At 64.8% G+C, this 12,561-nt stretch carries 11 protein-coding genes, 1 pseudogene and 1 other annotated feature; of the genes and pseudogenes, 10 read left to right on the top strand and 2 right to left on the bottom strand.

All coding sequences use genetic code 11. The annotated features are described in order from the left end of the window. Positions 1-102: 102 nt before the first annotated feature. The 8 genes and pseudogenes from R2601_RS19285 to R2601_RS19250 form a co-directional block, all read left to right on the top strand. Positions 103-1,746, top strand: a complete 1,644-nt coding sequence (locus R2601_RS19285; RefSeq protein ID WP_007801445.1) for a peptide ABC transporter substrate-binding protein — start codon at positions 103-105, stop codon at positions 1,744-1,746. Positions 1,747-1,843: 97 nt separating this feature from the next. Continuing rightward, positions 1,844-2,794 (top strand): ABC transporter permease, encoded by a 951-nt coding sequence (locus R2601_RS19280; RefSeq protein ID WP_040545570.1) that lies wholly within the window; start codon positions 1,844-1,846, stop codon positions 2,792-2,794. Positions 2,795-2,820: 26 nt separating this feature from the next. Beyond that, entirely contained in the window at positions 2,821-3,708 is an 888-nt protein-coding gene (locus tag R2601_RS19275) for an ABC transporter permease (RefSeq protein ID WP_007801443.1), read from the top strand. Between the two features lie 11 nt (positions 3,709-3,719). Next, entirely contained in the window at positions 3,720-4,760 is a 1,041-nt protein-coding gene (locus R2601_RS19270) for an ABC transporter ATP-binding protein (RefSeq protein WP_007801442.1), read from the top strand. Next, positions 4,757-5,785, top strand: a complete 1,029-nt coding sequence (locus R2601_RS19265; RefSeq protein WP_007801441.1) for an ABC transporter ATP-binding protein — start codon at positions 4,757-4,759, stop codon at positions 5,783-5,785. The genes R2601_RS19270 and R2601_RS19265 overlap by 4 nt, the downstream gene beginning before the upstream one ends. Next, a complete protein-coding gene (locus R2601_RS19260; protein ID WP_007801440.1) occupies positions 5,782-7,104 on the top strand; it encodes an NAD(P)/FAD-dependent oxidoreductase in 1,323 nt (440 codons plus the stop codon). The genes R2601_RS19265 and R2601_RS19260 overlap by 4 nt, the downstream gene beginning before the upstream one ends. A gap of 215 nt (positions 7,105-7,319) precedes the next feature. Continuing rightward, a complete protein-coding gene (locus R2601_RS26820) occupies positions 7,320-7,490 on the top strand; it encodes a hypothetical protein (RefSeq protein WP_154657519.1) in 171 nt (56 codons plus the stop codon). A 94-nt stretch (positions 7,491-7,584) separates the two neighbouring features. Continuing rightward, a pseudogene (locus R2601_RS19250) lies at positions 7,585-8,633 on the top strand (IS3 family transposase); the annotation flags it as partial. Beyond that, positions 7,692-7,808 (top strand) — a sequence feature (AL1L pseudoknot). It overlaps the preceding pseudogene by 117 nt. Positions 8,634-8,945: 312 nt before the next feature. Here R2601_RS19250 and R2601_RS19245 read toward each other — a convergent pair. Beyond that, on the bottom strand, positions 8,946-9,950 hold the full coding sequence (locus tag R2601_RS19245) for an IS110 family RNA-guided transposase (RefSeq protein WP_007801435.1): 1,005 nt from the start codon (positions 9,948-9,950) through the stop codon (positions 8,946-8,948). Positions 9,951-10,110: 160 nt separating this feature from the next. Here R2601_RS19245 and R2601_RS19240 point away from each other — a divergent pair, with 160 nt between their 5' ends. Continuing rightward, entirely contained in the window at positions 10,111-11,313 is a 1,203-nt protein-coding gene (locus R2601_RS19240; RefSeq protein WP_007792467.1) for an IS256-like element ISPebe1 family transposase, read from the top strand. Between the two features lie 83 nt (positions 11,314-11,396). Here the strand turns inward: R2601_RS19240 and R2601_RS19235 are convergent, their stop codons facing one another. Next, a complete protein-coding gene (locus R2601_RS19235; RefSeq protein WP_007801433.1) occupies positions 11,397-11,615 on the bottom strand; it encodes a hypothetical protein in 219 nt (72 codons plus the stop codon). 140 nt (positions 11,616-11,755) lie between these two features. On the opposite strand from R2601_RS19235, the gene R2601_RS19230 reads away from it, so the two are divergent. Beyond that, positions 11,756-12,561, top strand: an 806-nt coding sequence (locus R2601_RS19230; protein WP_007801430.1) for an IS110 family RNA-guided transposase, incomplete at its 3' end; no start/stop codon positions are given.

Here is a 12,561-nt window from a genome sequence, read left to right as displayed (position 1 = left end):
CCCGGCCGCGCGCCGGGGCGTCGCGAAGGGCGCCAGAAGAAGCGCCACCCCGAGATCGAATGATCTGACCACTCAACAAAGACCGAAACAGGGATCTTTTGAATGACCAACACTGGAAACGATTTTGCGCACCCGTCCCGGCGGGGCTTCCTCGGCATGACGCTGATGGGCGCCGCAGGGCTGGGACTATCGTCGCTGCCCGGCACCGCCCGCGCCCAAGCCACCGGCCAGGTGATCGTCGGCATCAGCCAGGAACCGACGGTGTTCAACCCGCACCTGCTGCACATCGAGGTGGATGAGGGCATCCACTGGGCTCTCTTCGATCCGCTCTTCTCGGTCGAACCCGACGGCTCCTTCGCGCCGCGGCTCGTCACCGAGGTGCCCACCGTTGAGAATGGCGGCATCTCCGAGGATGGCACCGAATGGCGGATCAGCCTCAAGGAGGGCGTGACCTGGCACGATGGCACCCCGCTGACCGCCGAGGACGTGAAGTTCACTCTCGAACTTCAGACCAATCCCGACTTCCGCGCCGCACGCCGCACCGGTCACGAACTGATCGAAGAGATCACCGTGGTGTCGGACACCGAGCTGACCTGGAAGATGTCGTCGGCCTTCGCGCCTTACATGGCGATCCTGAGCTGGACGATGATCGTCCCCGCGCATGCCTTCGAGGGCGAAGATCCGAACGAGGCGCCATTCAACCAGAGCCCGATCGGCACAGGCCCCTTCGTCTGGGACAGCCGCGCTCCGGGCGACAATATCCAGCTGGTCGCCAACCCCGACTACCACGGCAACAAGGCGCAGATCGAGCGTGTCGTGGTTCGCTACGTGCCCGACCTCACGGTGCTCTATACCCAGTTCCGCACCGGCGACATCGACGTGATCGCCCTGCAGGGCATCGCGCCGGACCACTACGCCGAAGCTTCGGAGCTGTCAGGTAAGACGGTCGAGCTGGTGCCCGTGGGCACCGTCGAAACCCTGTCGCTCAACGTGGGCAACCCGGTGCTGGCCGACCCGGCCGTGCGCGAGGCGCTCTATCTCGGCGTCGACAAGGCCACGGTGATCGACGCGCTCTACTACGGGCTGCCGACCGCGACCGAAACCTACATGCCGCAGCAGAGCTTCTACTACAACGAGAGCCTGCCCGAGCATGTCTACGATCCCGAGGCGGGCATCGCCCTGCTCGAGGAAGCGGGCTGGGTCGTCGGCTCTGACGGCATCCGCGAGAAGGACGGCGAGCGACTGAGTTTCGTGTGCTCGACCACCGCCGGCAACCACACCCGCGAGCAGCTTCAGCAGTTCCTGCAGCAAAGCTGGCGCGACATGGGCATCGAGATGAGCATCTCGAACCTGCCGCCGGCAGTGATGTGGGCGGATCACTGGATGCAGTCGCAGTTCGACATGGCGGTGGCCGGGATCATCTTCCTGACGGGCCCCGACCCGGACACCCGCGACTACTTCCACACCGAGGCGATCAACGCACAGGGCGGTGCCGGTCAGAACACCTTCCAATACTCGAATCCGCGCATCGACGAGCTTCTGGCCGAGGGTGCGACCACCGTGTCCCCCGAAGCGCGCAAGCCCATCTACGAAGAGATCCAAGCACTTGTGCGCGAAGAGCTGCCCTTCCTACCGCTGTTCCAGCGCAACGAGGTGCGCGGCCACGACGAGCAGATGGCGGGCTACACCCCCAACATCAACGTCCGCATCACCTTCTGGAACATGCAGGACTGGAGCTGGAGCTGATCCGCTCCCCCCGCCCTGAACGACCAGACGTCTCAGGCGTCCCCGGCGCGGCCTGCGCCGGGGACCTCTGCCCCCTCGCTCATTCGGAGGCCGCAGCATGCTACGTTTCCTCTTAAACCGCGTCCTGCAAGGGGCCGTGCTGATCCTGATCGTGTCGATGATCGGGTTCTTCGTCATCAACCTCGCCCCCGGCGGGCCGCTGTCGCAATACGCCATGACCCCGGGCATGAGCCAAGCCGACCTCGACCGCATCGCGGCGCAGATGGGTCTCGACCGTCCGCTCCCGGTGCAGTACCTCGACTGGCTTGGCAACATGCTGATCGGAGACTGGGGCAACAGCTATCGCGACCAGTCGCCGGTGCTCGACGTGGTGTGGCGACACATGTGGGCGACGCTGCTGCTGATGGGCACCTCGACCGTGATCTCGGTGGCGCTCGGCACCCTCGTCGGCGTGCTCGGCGCGCTGAAGCGCTACTCGATCTTCGATTACATGGCCACGGTGGGCGCGATGATCGCACTGTCGATCCCGACCTTCTGGTTCGGCCTCGTCGCCATCTTCATCTTTGCACTGGAACTCGGCTGGCTGCCCGCCGGCAGCATGTACACGGTCGGCGACCAAAGCCTGGGCGACTACCTCATCCACCTGATCATGCCCTCGATCGTGCTGGCGCTGGTGAATGTCGCAATCTGGAGCCGCTACATGCGCGCCGCGACGCTCGACGTGATCGATCAGGATTATGTCCGCACCGCCAAGGCCAAGGGCCTGCCCCACCTGCGCGTGGTCAGCGCCCATATCGTGCGCAACGCGCTGATCCCGATGATCACCCTCGCCGGCCTGCAGCTGCCCACCATCATCGGCGGCGCGCTGGTGACCGAGACGGTCTTCACCTGGCCCGGCCTCGGACGCCTGTTCATCGACAGCCTCGGCTACAACGACTACCCGGTGATCATGGGCCTGCTCATGTTCTCGGCCATCCTCACCGTCATCGGCAACTTCCTCGCGGACGTGGGGGTCGCACTCGCCGACCCGCGCATCCGTCTGGGCTGACAGAGCTGACCGAAAGGACCGCCCCAATGAGCGCCATCTCCGACGCCCCCGCCCGCCGGCCTTCGCCGCTGCGCGTCTTCACCGGCCCGCGTATGCGCAAGTTCATGCGCCATCGGCTCGCCATGCTGGGCCTGATCATGATCGTGGGCCTGACGCTGACCTGCTTCTTCGGCCCCTACCTGCTGCCCTATGACGAGCTGTACATCGATCTGCGCGCGCGTTTCTCGCCGCCGCTGACCGAGAACCACATCCTCGGCACCGATCCTCTGGGCCGCGATATCGCCGCACGGCTGTTCTCGGCCGGGCAGATCTCGCTCACCGTCGGTTTCACCGCCATGGTGCTCTCGACCCTGATCGGCACTGTGATCGGCTTGGTCGCCGGCTACTTCGGCGGATGGACCCGCACCGGGCTGATGCGCATCGTCGATGCGTTCCTGTCCTTCCCATCGATCTTCCTGATGCTGACGCTCGCGGCCTTCTTGCAACCCTCGCCGACCATGATCACACTGATCATCGCCGTCACCTCGTGGATGGAGGTCGCCCGCATCGTCGAAGCAGAGGTCCGCGGCCAGGCTTCGCGCGATTTCACCGCCGCCGCCCGCATGATCGGCGCGCCGCACTGGTGGATCATGCTGCGCGAGATCCTTCCCAACGTCACCGGTCCGATCATCGTCGCTGCCACTCTGACCGTGGCCCGCGCCATCCTGCTCGAAGCCTACATCTCGTTCCTCGGTTACGGCATACAGCCACCGCTGCCGAGCTGGGGCAACATGCTCAACAACGCCCAACAGTATCTCGAGAGCGCCCCCTGGCTGGCCATCGTGCCGGGCGTCGCAATCACCATGGCGGTGACCTCGTTCAATTTTATCGGCGACGGGCTGCGCGATGCGCTCGATGCACGCTCGGTCAAGTGAGGATGCGGATCATGACGACACCCTCCTCCTCCACCACTGACCCCGTGCTCTCTGTTCGCGACCTGACCATCCGTTTCAAGGCCCGTGGGCGCGAGACCCCGGTGGTGCACGGCATCGATTTCGACATCCATGGCGGCGAGACGCTGGCCCTGGTGGGCGAGTCCGGGTCGGGCAAATCCGTGACCTCTTTCGCACTGATGCGGCTGCTGCCCGACGCGCGGCACTGCACCATCGAGGGCCAGGTCAATATCGGCGGGGTCAACCTGCTGGAGCTGACCGAGCGCAAGATGACCTCGGTGCGCGGGCCGAAGATCGCAATGATCTTCCAGGAGCCTCTGACCTCGCTCAACCCGGTGCACCGGGTCGGCGACCAGATCGCCGAGGCGATCCGCTATCACCGCAAGATGACCCGCGCACAAATCCGGGACCGCGTGCTCGAATTGCTAACCCTCGTCGGCATCCCGGACCCCGAGCGCCGGATGTCCGCCTATCCCGGCGCGATGTCGGGCGGCATGAGGCAGCGCGTGGTCATCGCCATGGCGCTGGCGCTAGAGCCGGACCTGCTCATTGCCGACGAGCCGACCACCGCGCTCGACGTAACGGTGCAGGCGCAGATCCTCGAGCTTCTTCGCGACATCCAGAACCGCACCGGCATGGCAATGCTCTTCATCACCCACGATTTTGGCGTGGTGGCCGAGATCGCCGACCGGGTGATGGTCATGTACTCGGGCCGCATCGTCGAAGAAGGCCGTCTCGAAGACGTTCTGACCCAGCCGCGCATGCCCTACACTCAAGGGCTGCTGTCCTCGGTGCCACGGCTCGAAGATGCCGGGCTCAGGACCGGGGCGCTTGGCACCATCGAGGGCTTCGTACCCACCGCCGGCAACCTGCCCGACGGGTGCAGTTTCCACCCACGCTGCCCCCATGCCCGGCCGGGTGTGTGCGACACCGCCATGCCCGCGCTCGAGCCGCATGGCCGCCCCGATCACCCCGTGCGCTGTCTCCGCATCGAGGACATCGCAGCGTCCGACATGGAGGATCTCTCCGTATGAGCACCCTGATCGAAGCCGTCGACCTCAAGCAGCACTATCCCGTCCGCCAGGGACTGCTCGGTCGCCAGACCGCTGCCGTGAAGGCTGTGGACGGCGTGAACCTGCGAATCCATCGCGGCGAAGTGCTGGGCCTCGTCGGCGAGTCCGGCTCGGGTAAATCCACGCTCGGGCGCAACCTGATGATGATGGAACGCCCGACCTCCGGCGCCGTGCTTTATGAAGGCTCCGACCTGGCAGGCCGCTCGCACAAGGCCCTGCATCCTTACCGGCGGAAGATGCAGATGGTGTTCCAGGATCCGTTCTCGTCCCTGAACCCGCGCATGACGGTCGAGGACAGCCTGACCATGCCGCTGCGCTTTCATCAGCCCGAGCTCAGCGCTGCGCAGCGCCGCGATGCCGCTGCCGAGACGCTGGAGCGCGTCGGGCTGCCACGCAGCATGATAACCCGCTACCCGCACGAGTTCTCGGGCGGCCAGCGCCAGCGCATCGGCATCGCGCGCGGTCTGATCGTGCGGCCCGAGTTCATGGTGGCGGACGAGCCTGTCTCGGCGCTCGACGTGTCGGTGCAGGCGCAGGTGCTCAACCTCTTTTCCGAGATCCGGGAGTCGCTGGGGCTCACGCTGCTGTTCGTGACACATGACCTCGCGGTGGTCGGCCACATCGCCGACCGGGTGGCGGTGATGTACCTCGGACAGATCATGGAGATCGCCCCCACCCGTGCGCTCTTCACGGCACCGAAGCATCCCTACACGGAAACCCTGCTCTCGGCTGCGCCGCAGCCCACGGTCGGCGCCCGGGGCGCGCGCATTCCGATGAAGGGCGAGCCGCCAAGCCCGCTCTCGCCGCCCTCGGGCTGCGTCTTCCGCACCCGGTGCTCGCATGCCACGCCCGAGTGCGACGCGGCCCACCCCGAGCTGCGGTCCCGAGCGCCGGGGCACCTGAGCGCCTGTATCCGCGACGACATCTCTCTCGTGCCGGCGGTATCCGACCGACCGACTTCACCCAGACGAAAGCAGTCAGCATGACCCAGTTCTCTCCCTTCGATACGACCCTTTGGCACGCCACCGCCACACGGGCCCCGGACACCGGCCCGCTCGAGGGCACTGTGCGCACGGATGTTTGCGTCGTGGGTGGCGGCTACACGGGCATGACGTCGGCCATCGAATTGCGCCGCCGCGGGCACGAGGTGGTGCTGCTGGAAGCGCAGGAGGCCGGGTTTGGCGGATCGGGCCGCAATGCCGGTCACTGCACGCCGACATTTTCCTATTACTCGCTGGAAGAGCTGCGCACCCATCTCGGGACCGAGCGCGCAAACCGGCTGATCGCACGCCAGACAAAAGGCGCCGACATGGCCGCCGAATTCATTCGCGATTTCCAGATTTCCTGCGAATGGAAGCAGAACGGCTATTTCCAGGGCGCCCTCAGCCCATCACGTATGGACGGCATTCGCAAAAAGGCCGATAGCTATGCCTCGGTCGGCTGCCCGTCTACGGTTGTCGACGCAGCCGAGGCCAGACGTCTCACTGGATCCGACAGGTTCTTTGGCGGCTGGTTGCTGAAATCGGGCGGCCACCTGAACCCGCTGGGATATGCGCGCGGGCTGGCGCGGGCGGTGCTTCAGGAGGGCGCGCAGCTCTTCACCCGGTCAAAGGTCTCGAAGGTCGAGCGGCAGGGCGACAAGTGGCACGTCCGCACCGATTCCGGCGAAGTGATCGCGGACAAGGTGATCATGGCCACCGGAGCCTATACGGACGGCGGCTGGAACGGGCTCGAGAAGACCTATCGCATCCAGAAGGTGATGCTTGCGGCCACCAGCATCCTGCCCGAGGACGTGCGGGCACAGGTGATCCCCTTCGACGGCACCATGCATGACGGGCGGGGCGACATCTTCGTCTACAAGTACAACGCCGAAGGCCGGATCGTCGCTTCGATGTTCCCGGTCGGCAAACGTGGGCGCGATCTCGAATACACCCGCCAGATGCTCATGGACCGCCTGCGCTGGCTGCACCCTCAGGTGCCTGGTGGCACGACATGGGACTACTTCTGGACCGGCGAGCTGGACATGCAGCGCCACACCATCCCGCGCCTCTACGACCTCGGCCCGGGCGCATTGGCCTGCACCGGTCTGTCCGGACGCGGCGTACCGACCGGCACCATGCTCGGCGGCATCCTTGCCGACTGGGCTGAAGGCACCGCCGAAATGGATCTCGCGCTGCCGGTCGAGCGCCTGAAGGCGGCCCCGCCCTACATGTCGTTCGCGCCGGAGATGATGCTGCGCTGGTACGGGATCAAGGACAACTTCTCCGCACGGCGTGACGGCGTTGAGCTGCCGCCACACGCTTGACACATCGATAACGAGACGGCGCAGTGCCATGCTGTGGCCGGAACAAAGCCGGGCGCGAGGCGTCAGCCTTCGCCTCCATGCGTCAGACTTTCGCGCCCGGAGACGCCGAGCAGTTAGACTGGAGGCGAGGAAGATCAGGAAAGGCGCCGGTTGCGCCTTTCCTCGCTGTCCGGATTGCCCTAATCGCTCATGACACCGTGACGGAGAGCTCGCTCATGACCGGCGGTGCCATGGTCGCATTTGAACTGATCCAGTGGCGCGACACAGGCATCTTTTCGCAGACGCTGGCCGAGCGCGGCGAGAAGAAGACCGGCATTCACAGCGATCAACGCCAAGTGAAAGAGTTCAGCTTACTCAGCCTTGCGACAGGGGTTCGCGGCAGGTGATCCTGCCAAGAAAATGACGAACGATAAGCTTGACGGCCCCCCTTAAGGCGTTCTGAACTGCGCCGAGTTTACCGGAGGCTGATTTCGATTAGTTAGCGGCCGGCGGGATGGCTTGAGCAGCGACGAGCGCGCCCGCATCAAGGAACTGGAGCGCGAGGTGCGCGAGTTACGCCAGGCCAACGAGATCCTGAAGAAGGCGAGTGCCTATTTTGCCCAGGCGGAGCTCGACCGCCCACTGAAGCGATGATCGCCTTCATCGAAGAGCACCGGATGGACTTCGGGGTCGAGCCGATCGGCAAGGTGCTGCCGATCGCCCCGTCGACCTACTATGCCGGGCTTGTCGTCGCCCGCGATCCTTCACAGGCGAGCACTCGCGCCCGCAGTGACGCGGACCTGATGCCGGAAGTGCAGCGGGTCTGGGACGAGAACTTCCAGGTCTACGGCGTGCGCAAGGTCTGGCATCAATTGCGACGAGAAGGCTTCGAAGTGGCGCGCTGCACGGTCGAGCGTCTGATGAAGCGGCTCGGGATTCAGGGCGTTGTCCGGGGAAAGACGCGGAAGACGACGATCCCCGATCCGGCCATGCCCTGTCCGCTGGACAAGGTGAACCGGCAGTTCCGAGCGCCTGCACCCAACTGCCTGTGGGTCAGCGATTTCACCTATGTCTCCACCTGGCAGGGCGTCGTCTACGTCGCCTTCGTAATCGACACCTTCGCCAACAGGATCGTGGGCTGGCGGGCATCCCGGTCGCAGCAGACACAGTTCGTCCTCGATGCTCTCGAACAGGCCCTGTGCGAACGCCGACCAGGGAAGGGTCTGACCCATCATTCCGACCTCGGCGGGCAATACCTGTCCATTCGCTATACGGAGCGCCTGGGCGAGGCCGGGCTGGAGCCATCCGTCGGCAGCGTCGGGGATTCATATGACAACGCGCTGGCCGAAACGATCATCGGCCTCTTCAAGACCGAGGTCATCCACCGACTTGGACCGTGGAAATCGACCGATGCCGTGGAATGGGAGACATTGAAATGGGTCGACTGGTTCAACAACCGCCGCCTTCTCGGGCCGGTCGGGAACATCCCGCCAGCCGAGGCCGAGCGCAACTTCTATGAAACGATCGAAGGAGTGAATATGGTCGCCTGAGACCAAGCAAACTGCCTCCGCTGAAACCGGGGCGTGTGTGGATGCCCCCTGTTTGGCAAGCATGATCTTCGATTTGTCGGCGGGGTCTTCGATCGGACGTGTGTCAGGCCTCTGAGCGTGGCCTTCCATGACGCCACGGGCCGGTATGCTGTTCGGAAGGCTGGGTTCACATCGGTTCAGAGAGCTGCAAGCGCTCGAGCCCCGGGACTGGATCTCCCGCCTTGAACTTCGAAGTCCGTGTCGCCTACTCCTCGTCGATCGCTCACCCCGGCCCTGCGGCCATGCCGTGTTCAGGCCCTGCTCGGGCCCAGATCACGGCATTCGATAATCCTCTTTCTTCGTTGTCATGGCCCAGATTATGCGAGCCATCTTATTCGCCAACGCGACGGCCGCGACCATCCTGGGCTTGCGCGCCACCAGCGCAGCCAGCCAGCGGTTCGCACTGCCGCCCTTGCGAACCACCCAACGGATCACGCTCATGGCGCCGACAATCAGAAGGCGGCGGATGTCAGTTTGGCCCATCTTGCTGACCGAGCCGAGCCTCATCTTGCCGCCGGTGGACCTCTGCCGGGGTACCAGGCCGAGCCACGCTGCGAAGTTTCGTCCGCTGTCAAATGTATCGAGGTCCGGTGCAAATGCCGAGACCGCGCCAGCGGTGACCGGGCCGATCCCGGGGATGGTACACAATCGTCGCAGCTGTGCATCTGCCTTCGATGCCGCCTGGAGTTCGTCCGCCAGCTGTTCGATCACCGCAGTGAGGCGCGCGATTTGGTCGAGGTAAATCGCGCCCATCTCACGAACCGGGCTTGGCAGGTCCGTGGCCTCGTCGTCCAGCGCGTTCAGGCTCGCCGGGCCCTTCGGCGCCACGAGTCCGAACTCGGCCAGATGTCCTCGTAGCCCGTTGATAAGCTGCGTGCGTTGCCGGACCAGGCATTGGTGTGTCCGGAATGCGACCGCGCGCGCCTGGGTCTCGGCGCTCTTGACCGCCACGAAGCGCATAGTCGGGCGCAAGGCCGCCTCCGCGATGGCTTCCGCGTCCGCGCGATCATTCTTCTGGCGCTTTACGAACGGCTTCACGTAGGCCGCCGGAACAAGCCGAGCCTCGTGGCCGTGCAGTTGCGCCACCCGGCCCCAATGGTGCGACGTGGCGCAGGCCTCCATCGCCACGATGCAAGCTGGCTGCTCGGCAAGAAGGGACGCAAGCCGCGTCCGCGACATACTTCGGTTGTATAGAACCGCCCCCTCCGGCCCGATGGCGCAGACCTGGAAGCTACCCTTCGCAAGGTCGATCGCCAGCATGCTGATATTCGTCGTCATCGATGTGCCCTCCGTTCGGTTCCAATGGAACCATCATGGCATATGAGATGCCGTTGGTTGGGGGGGTGAGGTCCCAGGTCGTGGTGTAGCTTTCGGTGGCCATCGGGTTTCTCGGTAGGGTCGGGTTGCTGACACCAACCTGAACCGAGGGATGCCCCCGATGACCAAACCCATGATGGACCTGCGTGCGCTGGTAGAGAAGAGCGCCGATGCCGACCTGCTTCGCGAGATGATCGGCTTTGCTGCCGAACGGCTGATGGAGTTGGAGGTCGGCGCCAAGACCGGTGCTGACTATGGTGAGAAGACCAGCGAGCGCCTGGCGCAGCGCAACGGGTATCGCGATCGGGACTGGCAGACCCGGGCCGGCAGCGTCGAACTGCGCATCCCGCGCCTGCGCACCGGCTCCTATTTCCCCTCGTTCCTCGAGCCGCGGCGCTCTGTTGAGAAGGCCCTGACGGCCGTGATCCAGGAGGCCTATGTCCACGGCGTCTCAACGCGATCGATGGACGACCTGGTGCAGGCCATGGGTGGCACCGGGGTGTCGAAGAGCCAGGTCAGCCGACTGTGCGAGGAGATCGACGAGCGCGTGGATGCCTTTCTGACACGGCCGATCGAGGGCGAATGGCCCTACCTCTGGATCGATGCCACCTATCTCAAGGTGCGCCAGGGCGGCCGGATCGTATCGGTTGCGGTCACGCTCGCGGTGGGCGTCAACACCGACGGCAGGCGCGAAGTGCTGGGCATGGCGATCGGGGCCTCCGAGGCCGAACCCTTTTGGACCGAGTTCCTGCGTGATCTCGTCCGCCGTGGCCTCAGCGGCGTGAAGCTTGTGATCAGCGATGCGCATGAGGGCATCAAGGCCGCCACCGCCCGGGTCCTGTCCACGACCTGGCAGCGCTGCCGCGTCCACTTCCAGCGCAATGCGCTCGCCCATGCCGGCAAGAACAGCCGCCGGGTGGTCTCGGCATTCATCGCCACGGCCTTTGCCCAGCCCGACCACGCGGCGGCGAAGGCCCAGTGGCGTCTCGTGGCGGACCAGATGCGCGGCAAGCTCCCCAAGCTGGCCACGCTCATGGACACGGCCGAGGAGGACGTCCTGGCCTATATGACCTTCCCGGCCCAGCATCGCACCAAGCTGCACAGCACCAATCCGATCGAGCGGCTGAACGGCGAGATCAAGCGACGCACGGACGTCGTCGGCATCTTTCCGAACGAGGCTTCGATCCGGCGCCTCGTCGGCGCGATCCTCATGGAGCAGACCGAGGAATGGACAGTCCAGCGCGCCAGATACATGACGCTGGAAACGCTCGCGCCCGTCTGCGATGATCTCGGTGTCAGTCTGCCTGCAGCGCAGAGCGACTGACCAGCTCGGCCCGCTCGAAAGCGCGAGGCCCATGAGGAGCTACACCACTTCCCGGGACATCATCGGTGGGGGCATCCACCGCATCAGTTCAGATCTCCTTCGCGCAGCTGGTAGCAGACCAGATTGCTGACTCGCCGCCGCGGGTTCGCTCGGTGCAGTCGCGCGTTGAACATCACCTCGTTCGCCACACGACCCTCATCGAAGCGAATGCCGTGCTCGAGGACGAAGGACCGACGGATGAACTTGCCGGCAAGGGAGTGCAGGCGCACGAGATGCTTCGTATCGCCCTGGGCGAGGAACATGTCGATGATCCGGTTGTCCTTTAGACCCCATGATCGTGGAGTGAGCCTGACTGGGCTGGTGGCCTCTCCCGCGGCATTCTCCCTTCGAGGGTTGCGTCCGGTTGGCGGGCGCCGAGCCTCAAGAATGGGGGAGAGACCACATGCAGGGTAGCACGTTCATCGGATTGGATGTCCATAAGGCGACGATTTCAGTCGCGGTTGCGATGGGAGAGCGCGGTGGAGAGGTCCGGCATTGGGGGACGGTGCCGCACCGCCCTGATTATGTCCGTAAGCTGGTGGAAAAGCTGGCTGCGAGCGGAGGCCGGTTGTGTTTCTGCTATGAGGCCGGGCCTTGCGGCTACGGTCTGCACCGGCAACTCGTCGACATGGGGCATGACTGCATCGTGGTCGCACCATCGCTCATTCCGGTGAAGACGGGCGACCGTGTGAAGACCGACCGCCGCGATGCAGTGATGCTGGCGAAGTTGCACCGTGCAGGAGAGCTGACAGCGGTCTGGGTGCCGGATGCGGCGCATGAGGCGATGCGCGACCTGGTACGAGCGCGCGCTACGGCGATGCAGGTGCTGGGAAAGGCGCGTCAGCATTTGCAGGGGTTTCTGCTAAGGCACGGTCGCATCTATCCCGGAAAGAAGGGGTGGACAGTCGCCTACCGTCGCTGGCTGACCACGGTGCGCTTTGAGCACCCTGCCCAGAAGATCGTGTTCCAGGACTATGTCGATGCGGTCTCCGACGCCGAAGTCCGTGTCGAGAGGCTCACGACACAGATTGCCGACCTGCTCCCGACCTGGTCGCTGGCCCCGGTGGTCGAGGCGGTGCAAGCGATGAGGGGCGTAGCCTTCATCGTCGCAGTTACCGTGGTGGCCGAGGTCGGCGATTTCCAGCGGTTCGATAACCCACGTCAATTGATGGCCTACCTCGGGCTCACGCCTTCGGAATATCCAGTGGG

It is taken from the genome of Salipiger bermudensis HTCC2601, from assembly GCF_000153725.1.
In the GTDB taxonomy this organism is placed as follows: Bacteria; Pseudomonadota; Alphaproteobacteria; order Rhodobacterales; family Rhodobacteraceae; genus Salipiger; species Salipiger bermudensis.
The sequence above is the reverse complement of the archived record's forward strand: the minus strand, read 5'-3'. Positions and strand labels throughout refer to the sequence as shown.